Here is a 16,807-nt window from a genome sequence, read left to right as displayed (position 1 = left end):
CCGAGGCTCGCTCACGGCGCGGCGATCAAAATTGCTGGTGTTAAGCGGCCCGTCCACTTCTGGACACGAGGTCGAAGCCGCCGCTAGGCAATATTCGAAGCGCGCTTAGTATCAGTCGCGATCCAGATGTGACAGCTGAAAAACATCACGCTGCTCAAAGTCAGACTGCCTCGACCGGAGCGAAGTTCGGGAGGTATCGGTAGGTTCGGGCGAACGCGAGTCGCTCTTCGATCGGTATCCAGTCGAGATCGGCGGCCGTTTCTGGGAAAGGCAGACGACGCTCCATTTCGCGAACCTCGAAGGGTGTAACTTTCGGTATAACGATATTGAAGGCGTCGGCCCCTGATCGATAGAATGGCAGCGTGTCGAGACGGCAGCCATCGAAGGTGTGGTGATCGCGTTTCGCAACGATCATCCAGCCGATCGTGGCCATCTTTGCGCCGTCTTTGTACTTGAAAAAGCAGACTTGAATGGCGGTCCGTTTTGCCAATGGATCTGGGTTGCCAGCATCGGCGTCGGCCAATGCCGTATTCAGCAACGCGCCGAAGGTGCCGCGGACGAATTCGGCATATCGCGGCCCCTGAAAGGCAATTGGCTTGGCGTCGTCCGCGACGAATTCGGGGAAACCGTTCTTCAGATGCGTCATAGCGGTTTCCACACCCTTACCGGAAGCGGGAAAGTCGTTGGTAAAGGTTATTGCGACGAACGTACCGCTTTTGGCCTTGCCGGCTACCGAGGCTAGGTCGGTTGCCATGGAGCGACGAGCCGGCTGATCGTAATCCAGCCAGACAAGCGAATGCCTGTCAAAATCGACGGCGGGAAGGATAGCCGTTGAGTGTCCGAAGCGCAGATCGATCCTGTCGTAAGGCTTGTTGTGGTCGAAACGACGTTGCTCGTCAGGATCGTCGGTGCCTTCAATGCTGAGCAGGTCGTTGATACCGAGCGCCCGATGCACCATGCGGAAGTCGACGAAGGCCACAGAGCCGAAACCGACATACTGATAACCGCCCATCGGGGCGAACCGCAGATGTTTATACAGATCGACTAGCATCGATCGTTCGGCGTGCTTCGCAGGGCGCAGACGATAGTCGATCGCTTTGAAGGTACCGACCAAAATCAGTCCTCCTCGACGAGGTTTTCGTAGGCGAAGTCGAACGACCGCTCTCCCAGCTCGCCGCTCTTCTTTACCCCGAATGCCTCCATCAGCTTCAATGCTTCGCTCTTCGGCTTTTGATAACTGATGCGAGACATGGGCGGCCCTCGTTTGGCCGGTTGCCGAACGAGGAAAGCGTCCCGTTGCGGAAGGCGAGCCAGGGGCAGAGGTGCTGCCGAGGACACAGCTGCTGTGAAGATACGATCCGCCGGTTCGAGATCCTTCTCGCCGTCGAGGGCATTCAGAAAGGTTATGATAGGACGCATCGCTTCGATGAGGCGCGGCTTGAGTCTTCGGTAAGCCGCCGACTCTAGGTCTAATCCTGTCTTTGTGGTGTTCCATGGCAACAGGCTTGCATCGTTCGAATCCAAGAAAACATAGCCACGGAAGCGCGCGAATTGTCCGTGATACTTGGGGATCGCAACGCCTTCGTCGACCTCGGCCCAGCCGGTGATCCTATCCTGACTGGCTTCTAGGATATTCCTGCCATTACAGAACACGTACCAACCTGCGTGTTGACGACTTGAATCGCCTATTCCCGCGTGCAAACGGGTAATTAATGGAGCGCTTCCGCCGAGATCGTCCTCGTATCGTCTGACGACGGGCTGTATCAAATCCGAGAACTTCAATTCCCAGACGCTCGCAATAATCGCTTGGTCGTTGAGCGTGATTTCCAATCCTGCGGCCATCGGCTCAGCGTGCGCGACCCGCAAATCGTTAGAAAGAGACGTGAGGAACGTGGTCTGCTCGAATCGGTCGGGAACCCCGACGCCCAGACTGGTAACCGTCAAAGTGGTGCCTGTTTGCTCAACGGGGAAGGGCCGCTGTTCGAGCCCAGAGATCGAGAAATCCCAGTTCTCGTTGTCGGCAAGCCAAGCCGGTATATCGACGTCAATCTCGAACTTGGCGTTCGGCTCTGTGGACTCAACCGTAAATTGATTGCCCATTTTGAACAGGGCTCGTTTCATACCTATACCGAACTGGCCGACCGAATGGCTCGTCTCTTCGAATCCATCGGCCCGGCCGAACTTGAACGCGTACTTCTGTGCTATGATCAGGGGAATCCCGCCGCAGTTGTCGACGATCGAAAACTTCTGCTTTGTCACTTGGATCTTTACGTGCAGGCCACGGAAGTTGCCATCGGGGCGAAGACGTTTCGCACCGTCGACGCAGTTGTCGACAAGGTCCTGGATGGCCTCGTCGAGCTGGATATCGCGAGTGATAATATCCACGAAAAATCGTTTGGTCGGCGACGCATCCGCCTTATTCGGATCATTGCTCGCGACAAATTTAGCCACAGCTAGTCTCCCCCCTCCGGCAAGCTATCAGCTTGGAAAAAATTTGCTACAGATAGCTGAAGCCTCAGCGAGAAAAATAACGTGCCTCGTCGATTGTGGCGGCGAGGGCCGCGGGATCCCGCGTTTCGCACTCCCAAATAGTTTTCACTCGCCATCCAAGTGCCTCAAGTGCGCTGGTAACCCACGCGTCACGTGCGATGTTGGCGGAGAACTTGGCCTCCCAAAATTCAACACGCGTCTTAGGAGAGGAAGACTTTTTGCAACCCGGATGACGATGCCAGAAGCAGCCGTGCACGAAGATCGCTAGCCGATATTTCTGTAACACGAGATCGGGCTTGCCGGGCAGATCTTTGCGGTGCAGGCGAAAGCGGAGACCGAGCGCGTGAGCGGCACGCCGGACGCGCATTTCCGGTGTTGTGTTCTTTCCCTGCACGCGGGACATCAACCACGAGCGGCGTTCGGGTGTAAGCCGGTCGACCACCGCGCTACTCCGCAGCCTTGGCAACTAGCCGCTCGCCTGCAACGTCGTCGATCTCGACCGTTTCGCATTCTTCGCGTTCGGCGGCGGCGATTTCTTCTTCAGCGCGGGCGAGACGATCGCGAACCGCGACGAACACCGCCTCGGCCATGATCGGGGAAACGCTGTTCCCAATCATGCGGAAGCTGTGCCATACGGTGGGGTGGAATAGGTGATCGTCGGGAAAGCCCTGCAGCCGTGCGGCTTCCCGAACCGTAATCACGCGGTGTTGCTCGGGGTGGATAGGGCGCACTGCCTGGAACGATCCCTTGTCTGACCCGGTGCCGGCGCGGATCGTAGGGCACAGACCGCTCAGCTTCAGTCGAGGGTGACGCCCGATCCGGTCGAAGCCGCCTGCACGAACGCTGCGGAAGCGTTTCACCACGGCAGGCGAGTGCTGCGTCGGACGGTGGCCGGTAGTCACCCCATCCTTGGCGCGCAGTTTGCTCGCGTAATCCGTTCCTCTGCCACCGCGATCGATCTTCCAGCGGTCGAAACCGCGCAGATCAGGATGCTCCTCGATCGGCTTCAGGTATTTCAGATCGGCAAGGGCTTGGCGGACGGTCGCAGCGGGTCGCTTGCGCGCCTCGATATCGGCAAGCGTCGGTGGCGCCTTGCGATCCTTGCGGATGCCGATCACGAACATGCGATGGCGCTTCGTCGCCGCGCCGAATTCCGAAGCGTCCCAGACGTGGGGGCCGAGGATATCGTATCGCTCGTCGACGTACTTTAAAGCTTCGTCGAGTACCGGGCGGGAGTCCGGGTACGCCAGCCCTCGGACGTTTTCCATCACGAAGAAAACGGGATCGAGTTCGGCGACGATGCGGAAGAAGTGACCCAGCAGCGCCCGGCGGGGATCGTCCGCATCTCGCTTGCCCATCTCGCTGAAGCCCTGACACGGGGGGCCGCCGAAAACACCGAAGGCTTCCCCGCCGATGTCGCTGCGGATCTGTTCGCCGGACAGAAGGGAGACGTCGCGATGCAGGAGCGTCGTGTCGGGGAAATTCAACGGGTAAGACGAGGAAAGGATCGGGTCGACATCGTAGGCGGCGGCAACATCGTAACCGGCCGCGTGCGCCCCGCGCGAAAATCCGCCTGTCCCGCAGAATAGTTCAACCAGCTTCATCGATCCCGCGTCATCCTCCATCTCGAGGCGATGCACTAGCACAACTCGTTGATACAGCATCCCCAAATGTGGACAATCTCGGCAGCCGAGATACGATCATGTTCAATCGTAAGCTCCGTCGCGTGATCGAGATTCAAGAGCGGCTGACCTTCGCACTGCCCTCGGGCTCCGCTGGAGGCTGGCACTATTTGCGGGACGCGGTGTAGTCGGGTCGACGGTCGATGATGCCGGCCACGATATGGAGGTTGGCCTGAGCTACGAATGCATCAGGGTCGCCGACGCCCGTCGGACGGGTATCCTGTCCGACTGGGAGGCATGGCTTCGCAGCGCCGACGAACTCTACGGGCGCTTCGCTAACCGCCTGGATGGGGATTCGCCCTTCGATTATCACGAAGTCGCGTCCGTTGGTTTCTTGGCCAACGCCGCCGCGATGGCGGGATATCTGCCAATGAACGAATACGACATCTTCAAGCGCGGCCGGTCGGACAAACGCACCAAGGTACGCGGTAGGGCCGACCTTTGGTTCGACACCGGCCGTCGCTGCTACTCCTTCGAGTTCAAGCGGACGCGACGGCCCGTGACGGTAGGTTACCTGGGACAGCGCCTTAAACAGGCCTTCTTGGATGTTGAGTGCGTCCACCGGGATGAATGCCACCATGCCGCCGCGTGCCTGGTGACGGTCGCACGCGAGCCGATCCGCATCGACGCGTGCCGCCGTTTCGCGAACGGCGACGGGATCGACGCCGCCTATATCATCGGCCCCCGCGACGAGCCCGCATTTCTCTTCTTTCGGCTGAGACCCTAGTTGCCATCGCTACCCACTAGCCCCGATTCAAGCCCCCGCTCGTTCGTGCTGAAATCTCCCGAACAACTAGGCCAATCCATCCGGAGCAAACCGCCAAGTATCCGATTCCAGCACAAAGATAAGCGCGATGAAAAACCGATACCCCCTGCAAAATTCTGCGAGTAAAATGACAATAGCGTCGCAATACGCTACGCCCACCCACGCCCCGCGCTCTCAGTCGCTATGCACCTCGCAACCCGTGACCTGTAATAATTCTCGCGCGACCGCCAAGAACCGCTCGATTCCGCCCCGTTCGCAGGTGCCTCGCATAAATCGCCGGTTACTTGCCGGAATCGAAGCCCCCCCGGCAATGTCCGAAAGCTGTTCCACCGCGATACTGCGCCATGGTTCCAACAGCCGGCACGATGACTATCGCACCCACGGGCCCGCCCAATCGGCTGCATCCGGATCGCCGGATACATCGCGAAAATCGTGACTCAACCCGCTTCGACCACCGATCGATTCAACGGCACCACCATGCATGCAAAGACGAGGCAGGATGGCGCGTGAGCATCATCCTGTCCCGCTCTTTCCCATGACCGATCCATTACCGCATCACGCGCGGCGCTACGGAGTGCCGGCGGTGCGACAGGAAAGGTGAGGCCCTAGTAGGACCGCCCCACCAGAACCCGTTCCACCGCCGGCTCGCCCGTGAACAGGCACGCGCCATTGATCGCCGCCGCATCCATCGGCGCGTTGCGGATCGTCAGCTTGAGCGCCTTCAGCCGCTCCACCACGGCATCGAGCGCGGTGCCGGTCGGCTTCGACCATTGCACTTCGACCCAGCCCGGGTTCTTCTCGCTCTCGGCGAACACCCGCTCGATCCCGGCGAAATCGGTCACATCGCGCGCGATGTTCGCCTCGAGCCGCCCGCGTGCCTCGGCATGCAGATTCGTCTGGATGCCCTCCAACGTAGCTACCGCCTCGCCGATGAAATCGGCCTGCGCCACCACGGCGCTGTCGAGCTTGCCGTCCTCGCGGTACAGCCGGTCGCGCCGGATCACCGAGACGTTGCCGCCCGCCACATCGCGGCCGCCGACTTCGATCACGATCGGCGCGCCCTTCTTCACCCAGCCCCAGCGCTTGGTCGCGGCCTTGGCCGGCTTGAGATCGAGCAGCGCGCGCACCGGCTCGCCGAACGCCGACAGCTTTGCCAGTTCGGCCTGCAGCGCCTTGCAATAATCGACGATCTCCGCGTCCTCGGGCTGGTCGCGCAGCATCGGCACGATCACGATCTGCCACGGCGCGATACGCGGCGGCACGCGCAGGCCGTCGTCATCGCCATGCACCATGATCACGCCGCCGATCATGCGCGTGGAGACGCCCCAGCTCGTCGTATTGGCCAGCTCCAGCTCGCCCGCGGCATTCTGGAAACGAATGCCCTGCGCGCTCGCGAAATTGGTGCCGAGAAAATGGCTGGTGCCCGCCTGGAGCGCCTTGCCGTCCTGCATCATCGCCTCGATCGAATAGGTCGCGACGGCGCCGGGGAAGCGCTCATTCTCCGGCTTCTCGCCCGCGACGACCGGCAGCGCCAGGCAATCCTCGGCGAAGCTGCGATAGACCTCCAGCATCTTCAGCGTCTCTTCGCGCGCCTCCTCGGCGGTGGCATGCGCGGTATGCCCTTCCTGCCAGAGAAACTCGCTGGTGCGCAGGAACATGCGCGTGCGCATTTCCCAGCGCACGACGTTCGCCCATTGGTTGATCAGCACGGGCAGGTCGCGCCACGACTGCACCCAGCGCGCAAAGGCGGTGCCGATCACCGTCTCCGATGTCGGCCGCACGACCAGGGGCTCTTCCAGCTTCGCGGTCGGATCGGGCATCAGCCCGCCCTTGCCGTCGCTCACCAGCCGGTGATGCGTGACGACCGCCATCTCCTTGGCGAACCCTTCGACATGCTCCGCTTCCTTCTCGAAATAGGACAGCGGGATGAACAGCGGGAAATAGCAATTCTCATGGCCGGTCGCCTTGATCCGGTCGTCGAGCAGGCGCTGGATCCGCTCCCAGATGCCATACCCCCATGGCCGAATGACCATGCAGCCGCGCACGCCGGATTCCTCGGCAAGATCGGCTTCCGAAATGACGGACTGGTACCAGGCCGAGAAATCGGCCTCGCGGGTGACGGGGAGAGCATGCTTGATCATGCGAGGCCGGATAGCGGCTCCGGATTAATCCGTCACCCCGGACTTGTTCCTCGGCTCACTCTTCCGCAAGAGCGAGCGACCAGATGACCACTGACCGCATCCTTCCCGCCATCGCGCTCCGCCTCCTGTCAGTGGTGTGCCTCGCGACGATGACGGCGCTGATCAAGCTCGCGGAATATCGCGGCGCCCACCTGTCCGAGATCCTGTTCTTCCGCCAGGCGGTCGGGGTTCCGCTGGTCGCGACGGTGATCGCGCTGGGCCCCGGGCTCGCGACGATCCGCACCGCCCAGCTCGGGGCGCATGTCTTCCGCGCCGTGGTCGGCCTGAGCAGCATGAGCTGCCTGTTCATCGCGGTGACGCTGTTGCCGCTCGCCGAATCGACCACCTTGCAGTTCACCGTGCCGATCTTCGCCACGATCCTCGGCGCGCTGGTGCTGGGCGAGCCGACCGGCTGGCATCGCTGGCTCGCGGTCGTCGCGGGATTCGTCGGCGTGCTGATCGTCGCGCGTCCGGGGACGGGCCATTTCGTCCTCTGGGGCACGGTCGCTGGCCTCTCCGCCGGGTTCCTCGCCGCGATCGTCTCGATCCAGCTGCGCAGGATCGGGCGGACGGAAAGTCCCTACACCACGGTCTTCTGGTTCGCGACATTGTCCATGATCCCGCTGAGCATCGTCTATGCGATGGATCACCAGAAGCACGCGCTGGAGGTCTGGCTCCTGCTGATCGGCGTGGGCGTGATCGGCAATCTCGGCCAGATCGCGCTGACCACCGCGCTCAAGCTCGGGCCGGTCTCGATCGTGGTGCCGATGGATTATTCGTCGCTGCTCTGGGCGACGCTGTACGGCTGGCTCCTGTTCGGGACATTTCCCGGTCTCTCGACCTGGATCGGGGCGCCGATCGTCATCGGCAGCGGGCTCTATATCGTGTGGCGCGAACATGTCCGACGGCAGACCGAGACCGAGCAGGCGATCGTCTAGCGCCGGGGCCTTGCGTTCGCTGCATCCCTCCCCGCATGATGCGCGGCGATCATCGGAGAGAGCCATGCGAATTGATCCGGACAGCGCGAAAGTGGGCTTCCCGCCCCCTCTCATCTATCTCGGCGTGCTTCTCCTGGGGTTCGCCTGGACCGGCCTGACCGGCCGGCTCGGCCCCGCCGGCACGCTGTCGATCATGACCGGCGGGACGCTCCTCCTCCTCGGTGCCGGCGTGATCCTGGCGGGCTCGGAACGATTCCGCAGGCTGGGCACCGCGACGAGGCCCTGGCGATCCTCGACCCGCCTGGTCACGACCGGCATCTACCGCGTCACCCGCAACCCGATGTATCTCGGCATGGCGATCCTCTATGCCGGGTTCGCCATCCTGTTCGACAGTTTCACCGCGCTCCTGCTGCTGCCGGTCGCGATCCTGCTGATCCGCACCCAGGTCATCGCGCGCGAGGAACGCTATCTGCTCGGCAAGTTCGGCGCGGACTATGACGCCTACAAGCAGAACGTCCCGCGCTGGTTCTAGACCTTCGCCGCCCGCGCCTCATCGAGCAGCCGCGTCGCGCGCAGATACATCTCGACGCGCTGCACCGCGAACAGGCCGAGCGCCAGGACGACGAGCATATCCGTCAGCATCGCGACGTTCAGGTGCAACGCGCTGCTCCCCGCCCTCGCAGCGGCACGCAGCCCTACGATCCCGAACAGAAAGGCGATGCCGGCCAGCGACGCCTTCTGGTTGAGTTGATGCGTGTCGGGATCGACGGTGATCCGCATCGTCTTGCCGCGCTGCCACCCAAGCGCGGCGCCGACCGCCAGCGCGACCGCGCACAGCCCCCATCCCACCGGCGTCGGCGGAAACTGGACCAGCATGCCGAGGCAGACCACCAGATAGATGGCCGGGAAAATCCATAGCCGCTCGATCCGAAGCGGTCGAAGCTGGCTCAGCCGCCGGGCGCGAAAGGCGAAGACCAGAACGAAGATCGCGATCGGGATGGCATATTGCATCCAGCCTTGCGGCTGCCCGGTATGAACCTGCATCCCCGTCCCCCACTCCCTATGCGCCCCACGATGCCCCGTCACTGTGACGGGTTCGTGACCGCCCTTACTCCGCCGCTTGCGCGAGCTCCTGATCCTTCCACACCAGTACCGGCTTGCGCGCGGCCAGCGTTTCGTCGAGCCGGCTGCGCGGCGCAAAATGCGGCGCCGATTTCAGCGCGACATCGCCCGCCTTGGCCCGCTCCGCCACCGAACGCAGCGCGCCGATGAACTGATCGAGCGCCGCCTTGCTCTCGGTCTCGGTCGGCTCGACCAGCATCGCGCCGTGCACCACCAGCGGGAAATACATCGTCATCGGATGATACCCCTCGTCGATCAGCCCCTTGGCCACGTCGATCGTCGAGAAACCCTCGGCCAGGTTCGAATCCGAGAACAGGGCCTCATGCATGCACGGCCCGGACGCCCCGAACGGTGCATCGAGCGTGCCGTCGAGCGAGCGCAGGATATAGTTCGCGTTGAGCACCGCATCCTCCGCCACCTGCCGCAGGCCATCGGCGCCGTGGCTGAGGATATAGGTCAGCGCGCGGGTGAACATGCCCATCTGCCCCTGGAAGGCGACCATGCGCCCGAAGCTGCCCGCATGATGCTCCTCGGCGGTCTCTTCCTCGACGAGGCGGAAGCCGTCCGCCGTCTTCTCGACGAAGGGCAGTGGCGCATAGGGCGCCAGCGCTTCCGAGAACACCACCGGCCCCGAACCCGGTCCGCCGCCGCCATGCGGCGTGGAGAAGGTCTTGTGCAGGTTGATGTGCATCGCGTCGATGCCGAGATCGCCCGGACGCACACGCCCGACGATCGCGTTGAAGTTCGCCCCGTCGCAATAGACCAGGCCGCCCGCCGCGTGGACCGCGTCCGAGATCTTGCGCATGTCCCGCTCGAACAGCCCGCAGGTATTGGGGTTGGTGATCATCACCCCGGCCACGTCCGGCCCCAGCCGCGCGGTCAGCGCCGCCAGATCGACCCGGCCTTCGCTGGTCGCGGGGATATCCTCGACCGAATAGCCGGCAAAGGCCGCGGTCGCCGGGTTGGTGCCATGCGCGCTCTCCGGCACCAGGATCACCTTGCGGTGCCCCTCGCCCCGCGCTTCCAACGCCGCGCGGATCGCCAGGATCCCGCAAAGCTCACCATGCGCGCCCGCCTTGGGGCTCATCGCGACGGAATGCATGCCGGTCAGCGTCACCAGCCAGTGCGCGAGCTGGTGGATCACCTCGAGCGCGCCCTGCACCGTATCGACCGGCGCGAGCGGGTGGATATCGGCGAAACCGGGCAGCCGCGCCATCTTCTCGTTGAGCCGCGGGTTGTGCTTCATCGTGCACGAACCGAGCGGGAACAGGCCGAGGTCGATCGCGTAATTCTGCCGCGACAGGCGCGTGTAGTGGCGCACCGCTTCGGGCTCGGACAGGCCCGGAAGGCCAATCGGCGCCGACCGACTCAGGTTGCCAAGCCGCGAGGCGACCTTGGCCGGGGCCGCAACTTCCACACCCGTGGTCCCGGTCGAGCCGATCTCGAAGATCAGCGCCTCTTCCAGCATCAGCGCCTTGTTGCCGGTGAAGGTCGGGGCCGTGGCGGAACCGGCCTCGGGGCGCTCCGGGCGCCAGCCGCTTGCGTTGATCGTCATGCCTGGGTTCCTCGCACAAACCCGTTCGGGCTGAGCTTGTCGAAGCCCGGCCCTTCTTTTGAACGGTTGAAAGAAAAGAACAGCCCTTCGACAAGCTCAGGGCGAACGGAAGGAGGAGTGGTCATGCCAGCACCTCCTGGAGCGCGGAGGCAAGTGTCTCGACATCCTCCATGGTGGTCGTCTCGGTCACCGCGACGACCAGGCCGTTCGCCAGATCGCTCTCGCCGGGATAGAGCCGCCCGAGCGACACGCCGGCCAGGATGCCGCGATCGGCCAGCGTCCGCACCACGGGCCGCGCCTCGACCGGCAGCTTCAGGGTGAATTCGTTGAAGAAGGTCTCGTTGACCAGTTCGACGCCCGGTATTTGCGCGAGCCGCTCCGCTGCGGCGACCGCACCGGCGTGGTTGGTCTCGGCCAGCGCGCGCAGTCCGGCCTCGCCGAGCAGGGTCATGTGGATCGAGAAGGCCAGCGCGCAGAGACCGGAATTGGTGCAGATGTTCGACGTCGCCTTTTCGCGGCGGATATGCTGCTCGCGCGTCGACAGCGTCAGCACGAAACCGCGACGGCCGTCCGCGTCCTGCGTCTCCCCGCAGAGCCGGCCCGGCATCTGGCGGACATATTTTTCCTTGCAGCCGAACAGCCCGACATAGGGCCCGCCGAACTGAAGCCCGACGCCGATCGACTGGCCTTCGCCCACGACGATATCCGCATCCATCTCGCCCGGCGACTTGATCGCACCCAGCGCCACGGGCTCGGTGACCACGGCGATCAGCAGCGCCTTCTTGGCGTGGCAAGCGGCGGCCAGCTCGGACAGGTCGTCGATCCGGCCGAGGATATCGGGATACTGGACGACGACACAGGACGTATCGTTGTCGATCGCCGCGATCAGGTCGGCGATGTCGGTCCCGGCCGACAGCGACGGTGTGCCGGTTTCCAGCACATCACCGGTGAACTTCGCCATGGTCTTCGCGACGGAAACATAATGCGGGTGAAGCCCGGTCGACAGGATCGCCTTGGCCCGCTTGGTCACCCGCCGCGCCATGCCGATCGCTTCCCAGCAGGCGGTCGAGCCATCGTACATCGACGCGTTCGCCACATCGGTGCCGAGCAGCCGCGCGACCTGGGTCTGGAACTCGAACAGCATCTGCAGCGTGCCCTGCGCGATCTCGGGCTGATACGGCGTGTACGCCGTCAGATACTCGCCGCGCTGGATCAGATGGTCGACGCTCGCCGGCACATGATGCTTATAGGCACCGCAGCCGAGGAAGAAGGGCGCGTCGCCCGCCGCCAGGTTCTTGCGCGCCAGCGCCGACATGTGGCGTTCGACCGCCAATTCGCTCGCATGGCCCGGAAGGCCGTGGATCGGGCCGTCGAGTTGGGCAATGGCGGGCACGTCGACGAACAGATCGTCGATCGACCTGGCGCCGATCGTGGCGAGCATCGCCTGACGATCATTGTCGGTAAGGGGCAAATACCGCATTCAAGCAATCTCCCCCCTCCCGCCTGCGGGAGGGGTCGGGGGTGGGCGCCCGGCCAATTCCGGGCGGAGCGTTGGAGGAAAGCGCGAGCCCGCCCCCAACCCCTCCCGCAAGCGGGAGGGGAGTACGTCACATCAAAGCTTCGCGACGAAAGCGGCGTAGGCCGCCTCATCCATCAGGCCCTTGAGTTCTTCCGGATCGCTGAGCGTCAGCTTAAAGAACCAGCCCTCGGCCTCGGGATCTTCGTTGACGAGCCCGGGATTGTCGCCGAGCGCGGCATTGCCTTCAAGCACGGTGCCGGAGACCGGCGAATAGACGTCCGATGCGGCCTTGACCGATTCGACCACCGCGGCCTCGTCGCCCTTCGCCAGTTCCTTGCCCTCCGCCGGCACGTCGACGAACACGATGTCGCCGAGCTGGCCTTGCGCGTACTCGCTGATGCCGACCGTGCCGATGTCGCCGTCGACATCGACCCATTCATGATCTTCGGTGAAGTAACGGCTCATCTTACTTGCCTCCTGCTCGGACATAGCGGTGTGGAATCAGCGGCATCGCGGTGACGGTCGCCTGGTGGACCTTGCCACGCTGCGTAATCTGGATGACGGTGCCGATCGCCGCCATCGCGGCGGGCACATAGGCCATGGCGATCGGCGCACCGAAGCTCGGGGCGAAACCGCCGCTGGTGACCTTGCCGACCTCGGAACCCTCCGCATCGACCACCGCCGCGCCCTCGCGCACTGGCTGGCGGCCTTCGACGACCAGGCCGACGCGCTTGACCGCCGCGCCCTGCTCGCGCTCGAGCAGGATACGCTCGGCGCCCATGAAATTGCCTTCCTCGCGACGGCGCTTGGACAAAGCGAAGCCGAGATCGGCCATCACCGGCGTGGTCTTGGGATCGAGATCATGCCCGTAGAGCGGCAAGCCGGCCTCGAGCCGCAGCGAATCGCGCGCGCCGAGCCCGATCGGCTTCACTTCGGCCTCGGCGGTCAGCGCATCGGCGAGTGCCTCGGCAGCCTCGGCCGGCACCGAAATCTCGAACCCGTCCTCACCGGTATAGCCCGAGCGGCTGATCCACAGCGGCGTGCCGTTCCACTCGAACGCACCCGCGGTCATGAACACCAACGCCTCGACGCCCGGCACCAGCCGCGACAGCACGTCAACCGCCTTGGGGCCCTGGAGCGCGAGCAGCGCCTGCTCGTCCATGATGTTGATCGTGATGTCCTCGGGCAGGTGATCGAGGAGATAGGAGATGTCGTCATATTTGGTCGCGCCGTTGACGACCATGTAGATGCCGTCCTCGCGGCGCGTGACCATCAGATCATCGAGAATGCCGCCATTCTCCGCGAGCAGCAGCGAATAGCGCATCTTCGTAGGGGCAAGCCCCTTGATGTCGCCCGGCAGCAGCGCTTCGAGCGCGGCATCGGCGCAGTCGCCGGTAAAGAGCAGCTGGCCCATATGGCTGACGTCGAACAAACCGGCGGAGTCGCGCGTCCACAGATGCTCGGCCATGATGCCTTCATACTGGACGGGCATGTGATAGCCGGCGAATTCGACCATCCGGCCGTCCCGCGCACGGTGCCACGCATCGAGCGGCAGCGTCTGGATCTCGATTTCGGGGCCTTCGTTGTCACTCAATGCCGGTCTCCGTCACAAGGTGTCACGGCGTTACGCAGCGCATCTTACGCCGCGTTTCGCCGCCCCCTCTGTCACGGGAACCTGAGAGCTTTGACCACCCGCTTGCGCAGGATGGCTTACCCCTTCGGTGGGCCGGGCAAACATCGCCTCGGCCGCTTTCCAGAGTGTCGATAGCCCGCGCGGTCCGGTGTGCCTGAGAGATTCCGGGGCGGTTGCTCCTTCGGCGCCCTGGATCAGGGATTCCATGCCAAGCCATTGCTTTGACAAGGGTCCCACGTCCGGGGTCTCTCCCGCGCGTGCCTATGGAAGTTGCCCTCCATCGACATGCCCGGTGTGACGCGGTGCAGCATGCGAGTCAATCGGCCTTGGTAACGCTTTTAGCTAAGCCATCAATTTGAGGGCACGGTGCCGCCATCCGTCATACAGCAGTTCCATACCCGCAAGGTCACGAAGCGCCGCCGGGTCGTGACGATGGTCCCCGGCGATGAGCAGACCGAAGACGCGGCGGACTGTCCACCCTGGCAAGGGGCGCTCGACCATCGCCAGGGCCTCGCCCGGCTCGGCGGCGCCTTCCTCGATCACGCGGTAATACCATCCGCTGCGCCGTTCCTTGACCATCAGTGCCGGGAGAGCCGGCCAGCGCAGCCGTTCAGCCTGCTTCCAGCAGGGTTGCCGGCCCTGGCTGATCTCGATCAGCGCGCGGCCCAGGCGGAACCGGTCGCCGATGCAGACCTGATCTTCGGTCAGCCCGAGCGTCGCGATATTCTCGCCAAAGGCCCCCGGCGCCGCGAGCACCGGATCGTCCACCCTGTCCTCGCTCCAGCGCGCATAATGATCATGGGGATAATGATGCAGCGCCTTGTCCGGTCCGCCATGAACGGTCGGATCGGCCTGCTCGTCGCCTTCCAGCCCAAGAAAGCCGATCTTCACCGGCCCGGTGACGGGAGACTTGGCGATGGCGCTGTTTTCACCCCGCCCGAGGTACCGGGCCTTACCCGTCAGCAGGGCAAAGGCCCGGACCTCGGTCACCGGGTGGCGTTGTACTTGAGCTGATCGTCGGTCAGTTGAAAGCCGACCAGCGCCTCGAAGGTAGCGCGCAGCACGGCCTGGCGAATCTCCGGACGAGTCAGCGGGTCGACCGCGGCGTCGCTGCCGCCCGCCTTGCGCTTTTCGGTCAGCTTCTTGCGGACATCTTCAGAAAGGCTGGCCGCCGCGCGGGAGATGGTGCTGCTCGCCTGGCCGCTGGCCGTCGCACGGTCCTGCCCGGCATTGAAATGCACGGAGACATGGCCGACGCGCTTGGCGATAACGGCGGTGCCGCCCCGCACGACGGTGATGAAATAGGGCAGACTCACGTCGCGCGCCGTATCGGTGCGCGCCCGGCGCGCCTGGATATCGAAGGTGACGGTGGTGACGATGTCGTCAGTCGCATCGGCGCAGGTGGAGCGGACATTGGTCATCACCGCCGCAACGTCGATCGCGGTCGCCGCGGTACTGGCCGGCGGATCGAACAGGGTGATATCGCCGGTCGCCGCGGGAACGCCGACGGTCGGACAGGCCGAACGGATCGCCGTGATGCCACCCGTTTCGTCAATGTCTCCGGTGGTGGAGCAGCCGCCGGCCAGCAGCATCAGGATGGCGGGAACGGCAATTTTCCGGGCTGTCACGGGCACACGCACCTTATCACATGGGAACACATAGGAAGGGGCCTCGCGCTCGCGCGCACCGGCCCCGGAACGACGCGCACCATAGGAACCGGCTTTCGCGCACGCAAGCAATCGCGTAGAGCCCATCGTGATGACCGATCTCCAGAAACCGCCACTCGAACTGCTCATTGCCGCGCCGCGCGGCTTTTGCGCTGGCGTCGACCGCGCGATCCAGATCGTCGAGCTGGCGATCGAGAAATATGGTGCGCCGGTCTATGTCCGGCACGAGATCGTCCACAACAAGTTCGTCGTCGATGCGCTGCGCGAGAAAGGCGCGATCTTCGTCGAGGAGCTTGACGAAGTGCCGGATGGCGTGCCGGTGGTCTTTTCCGCGCACGGCGTGCCCAAGGCAGTGCCGACCAAGGCAGCGCAGCGCGGCCTCTCCTATCTCGACGCCACTTGCCCGCTCGTCTCCAAGGTGCATCGCCAGGCCGAACGGCTGGTCGCCGCCGGCCGCCACATCGTCTTCATCGGTCATGAGGGCCATCCCGAGGTGATCGGGACCTTCGGCCAGGTCCCCGAAGGATCGATGTCGCTGGTAGAAACCGTCGCCGATGTCGAGACGATGACGCCGTCCGACCCCGCCAATCTCGCTTTCCTCACTCAGACGACGCTGTCGGTCGACGATACCGCCGCCATCGTCGAGGCGCTGCAGCGCCGCTTTCCCGCGATCCAGGCACCGCGTGGCGAGGACATCTGCTACGCCACGTCGAACCGTCAGGCGGCGGTCAAGAAGATCGCCGGCGCTTGCGACGCGATGCTGGTGATCGGCGCACCCAATTCCTCCAACTCGGTCCGGCTGGTCGAGGTCGCGGTGCGCGAGGGCACGCCGGCCCTGCTCGTGCAGCGCGCGAGCGACCTGAATTTCGACTTCCTCGAAGGCGTCCGGACACTCGGCATCACCGCCGGAGCCTCGGCCCCCGAAGTATTGGTCCGCGAACTCGTCGACCGGCTGTCGGAGCGGTTCGAGGTCAGCGAGTTCGAAGTCGAGACCACGCGCGAGACGATTTCCTTCAAGCTGCCCCGCGGCCTCGAAGTCGCGGCTTAGGGCCTGCAAGTGCAGCTGGAGGGGGTCGTGATCGCTCGGAGAGGGTCGCCGGCAAGGAGCGTGGCGCAGGGCGGGCCGGTAGCCCGTCCAAGCCGCGCGACGCCGTCCGGCGGCCCTCTCCGAGCGACCCCTTCGGGGCGGGGCGCCTTTTGCCGCCCGGCGGCGTCGCGCGTCGGTCACGATGAATATCCATCGCTCCCTCCTTGC

The 16,807-nt window shown here is 64.1% G+C and carries 17 protein-coding genes and 1 riboswitch; of the genes, 4 read left to right on the top strand and 13 right to left on the bottom strand.

The annotated features are described in order from the left end of the window. Nucleotides 1-160: 160 nt before the first annotated feature. From ACZ1I2_RS13130 to ACZ1I2_RS13115, 4 genes are all read right to left on the bottom strand, one after another. A complete protein-coding gene (locus ACZ1I2_RS13130) occupies nt 161-1,114 on the bottom strand; it encodes an O-methyltransferase (RefSeq protein WP_465176944.1) in 954 nt (317 codons plus the stop codon). 2 nt (nt 1,115-1,116) lie between these two features. Further along, on the bottom strand, nt 1,117-2,451 hold the full coding sequence (locus tag ACZ1I2_RS13125) for an ATP-binding protein (protein WP_465176945.1): 1,335 nt from the start codon (nt 2,449-2,451) through the stop codon (nt 1,117-1,119). 64 nt (nt 2,452-2,515) lie between these two features. Then, nucleotides 2,516-2,932: a very short patch repair endonuclease gene (locus ACZ1I2_RS13120; RefSeq protein WP_465176946.1), complete on the bottom strand. Its 417-nt coding sequence runs from the start codon at nt 2,930-2,932 to the stop codon at nt 2,516-2,518. 4 nt (nt 2,933-2,936) lie between these two features. Further along, the gene (locus tag ACZ1I2_RS13115; RefSeq protein WP_465176947.1) at nt 2,937-4,094 is read right to left on the bottom strand and encodes a DNA cytosine methyltransferase; all 1,158 of its coding nucleotides are present in this window, start codon (nt 4,092-4,094) and stop codon (nt 2,937-2,939) included. A gap of 238 nt (nt 4,095-4,332) precedes the next feature. Between ACZ1I2_RS13115 and ACZ1I2_RS13110 the strand changes: the two genes are divergently transcribed. Next, nucleotides 4,333-4,899: a hypothetical protein gene (locus ACZ1I2_RS13110; RefSeq protein ID WP_465176948.1), complete on the top strand. Its 567-nt coding sequence runs from the start codon at nt 4,333-4,335 to the stop codon at nt 4,897-4,899. A gap of 644 nt (nt 4,900-5,543) precedes the next feature. Here ACZ1I2_RS13110 and proS read toward each other — a convergent pair. Continuing rightward, nucleotides 5,544-7,079 carry a proline--tRNA ligase gene (proS, locus tag ACZ1I2_RS13105; protein ID WP_465176950.1) on the bottom strand — a complete coding sequence of 512 codons (1,536 nt, stop codon included), beginning with the start codon at nt 7,077-7,079 and terminating at the stop codon, nt 5,544-5,546. Nucleotides 7,080-7,162: 83 nt separating this feature from the next. Here proS and ACZ1I2_RS13100 point away from each other — a divergent pair, with 83 nt between their 5' ends. Both ACZ1I2_RS13100 and ACZ1I2_RS13095 read left to right on the top strand, forming a co-directional pair. Continuing rightward, nucleotides 7,163-8,056, top strand: a complete 894-nt coding sequence (locus ACZ1I2_RS13100) for a DMT family transporter (protein WP_465176951.1) — start codon at nt 7,163-7,165, stop codon at nt 8,054-8,056. Between the two features lie 64 nt (nt 8,057-8,120). Continuing rightward, nucleotides 8,121-8,588, top strand: a complete 468-nt coding sequence (locus ACZ1I2_RS13095) for a methyltransferase family protein (protein WP_465176952.1) — start codon at nt 8,121-8,123, stop codon at nt 8,586-8,588. On the opposite strand, the gene ACZ1I2_RS13090 is transcribed toward ACZ1I2_RS13095, so the two are convergent. The 8 genes from ACZ1I2_RS13090 to ACZ1I2_RS13055 all read right to left on the bottom strand — a co-directional run bounded on the left by ACZ1I2_RS13090 (nt 8,585) and on the right by ACZ1I2_RS13055 (nt 15,477). After that, nucleotides 8,585-9,100 (bottom strand): CcdC protein domain-containing protein, encoded by a 516-nt coding sequence (locus tag ACZ1I2_RS13090; RefSeq protein ID WP_465173698.1) that lies wholly within the window; start codon nt 9,098-9,100, stop codon nt 8,585-8,587. The genes ACZ1I2_RS13095 and ACZ1I2_RS13090 overlap by 4 nt on opposite strands. A gap of 64 nt (nt 9,101-9,164) precedes the next feature. Continuing rightward, nucleotides 9,165-10,733 (bottom strand): aminomethyl-transferring glycine dehydrogenase subunit GcvPB, encoded by a 1,569-nt coding sequence (gcvPB, locus tag ACZ1I2_RS13085; protein ID WP_465173699.1) that lies wholly within the window; start codon nt 10,731-10,733, stop codon nt 9,165-9,167. Further along, on the bottom strand, nt 10,730-10,858 hold the full coding sequence (locus ACZ1I2_RS13080) for a hypothetical protein (protein WP_465176953.1): 129 nt from the start codon (nt 10,856-10,858) through the stop codon (nt 10,730-10,732). The genes gcvPB and ACZ1I2_RS13080 overlap by 4 nt, the downstream gene beginning before the upstream one ends. After that, nucleotides 10,855-12,213 carry an aminomethyl-transferring glycine dehydrogenase subunit GcvPA gene (gene gcvPA, locus ACZ1I2_RS13075; protein WP_465173701.1) on the bottom strand — a complete coding sequence of 453 codons (1,359 nt, stop codon included), beginning with the start codon at nt 12,211-12,213 and terminating at the stop codon, nt 10,855-10,857. Before gcvPA ends, ACZ1I2_RS13080 begins: the two co-directional genes overlap by 4 nt. 132 nt (nt 12,214-12,345) lie before the next feature. After that, on the bottom strand, nt 12,346-12,717 hold the full coding sequence (gene gcvH / locus ACZ1I2_RS13070) for a glycine cleavage system protein GcvH (protein ID WP_465177143.1): 372 nt from the start codon (nt 12,715-12,717) through the stop codon (nt 12,346-12,348). 1 nt (nt 12,718) lies between these two features. Then, a complete protein-coding gene (gcvT, locus tag ACZ1I2_RS13065) occupies nt 12,719-13,846 on the bottom strand; it encodes a glycine cleavage system aminomethyltransferase GcvT (protein WP_465176954.1) in 1,128 nt (375 codons plus the stop codon). Between the two features lie 170 nt (nt 13,847-14,016). Continuing rightward, a riboswitch (glycine riboswitch) is annotated at nt 14,017-14,149 on the bottom strand. A gap of 78 nt (nt 14,150-14,227) precedes the next feature. Continuing rightward, nucleotides 14,228-14,875 (bottom strand): MOSC domain-containing protein, encoded by a 648-nt coding sequence (locus ACZ1I2_RS13060; RefSeq protein WP_465176955.1) that lies wholly within the window; start codon nt 14,873-14,875, stop codon nt 14,228-14,230. Next, nucleotides 14,872-15,477 (bottom strand): hypothetical protein, encoded by a 606-nt coding sequence (locus ACZ1I2_RS13055; RefSeq protein WP_465177144.1) that lies wholly within the window; start codon nt 15,475-15,477, stop codon nt 14,872-14,874. The genes ACZ1I2_RS13060 and ACZ1I2_RS13055 overlap by 4 nt, the downstream gene beginning before the upstream one ends. Before the next feature lie 166 nt (nt 15,478-15,643). Between ACZ1I2_RS13055 and ispH the strand changes: the two genes are divergently transcribed. After that, nucleotides 15,644-16,600 carry a 4-hydroxy-3-methylbut-2-enyl diphosphate reductase gene (gene ispH / locus ACZ1I2_RS13050; protein ID WP_465173704.1) on the top strand — a complete coding sequence of 319 codons (957 nt, stop codon included), beginning with the start codon at nt 15,644-15,646 and terminating at the stop codon, nt 16,598-16,600. The last annotated feature ends 207 nt before the right edge of the window (nt 16,601-16,807 follow it).

The sequence above is a fragment of the Sphingomonas sp. BL-S-29 genome (assembly GCF_055521495.1).
This window is presented reverse-complemented; position numbering and strand designations above follow the sequence as displayed.

Bases quoted from the DNA above. Each gene is read 5' to 3' on its own strand.
- ACZ1I2_RS13095 (WP_465176952.1), top strand. From the start codon at position 8,121: ATGCGAATTGATCCGGACAGCGCGAAAGTGGGCTTCCCGCCCCCTCTC.
- proS (WP_465176950.1), bottom strand. From the start codon at position 7,079: ATGATCAAGCATGCTCTCCCCGTCACCCGCGAGGCCGATTTCTCGGCC.
- ACZ1I2_RS13055 (WP_465177144.1), bottom strand. From the start codon at position 15,477: ATGCTGCTGGCCGGCGGCTGCTCCACCACCGGAGACATTGACGAAACG.
- gcvPB (WP_465173699.1), bottom strand. From the start codon at position 10,733: ATGACGATCAACGCAAGCGGCTGGCGCCCGGAGCGCCCCGAGGCCGGT.
- ACZ1I2_RS13080 (WP_465176953.1), bottom strand. From the start codon at position 10,858: ATGACCACTCCTCCTTCCGTTCGCCCTGAGCTTGTCGAAGGGCTGTTC.
- ACZ1I2_RS13110 (WP_465176948.1), top strand. From the start codon at position 4,333: ATGGAGGTTGGCCTGAGCTACGAATGCATCAGGGTCGCCGACGCCCGT.
- ACZ1I2_RS13100 (WP_465176951.1), top strand. From the start codon at position 7,163: ATGACCACTGACCGCATCCTTCCCGCCATCGCGCTCCGCCTCCTGTCA.
- ACZ1I2_RS13115 (WP_465176947.1), bottom strand. From the start codon at position 4,094: ATGAAGCTGGTTGAACTATTCTGCGGGACAGGCGGATTTTCGCGCGGG.
- gcvPA (WP_465173701.1), bottom strand. From the start codon at position 12,213: ATGCGGTATTTGCCCCTTACCGACAATGATCGTCAGGCGATGCTCGCC.
- ACZ1I2_RS13090 (WP_465173698.1), bottom strand. From the start codon at position 9,100: ATGCAGGTTCATACCGGGCAGCCGCAAGGCTGGATGCAATATGCCATC.
- gcvH (WP_465177143.1), bottom strand. From the start codon at position 12,717: ATGAGCCGTTACTTCACCGAAGATCATGAATGGGTCGATGTCGACGGC.
- ispH (WP_465173704.1), top strand. From the start codon at position 15,644: ATGACCGATCTCCAGAAACCGCCACTCGAACTGCTCATTGCCGCGCCG.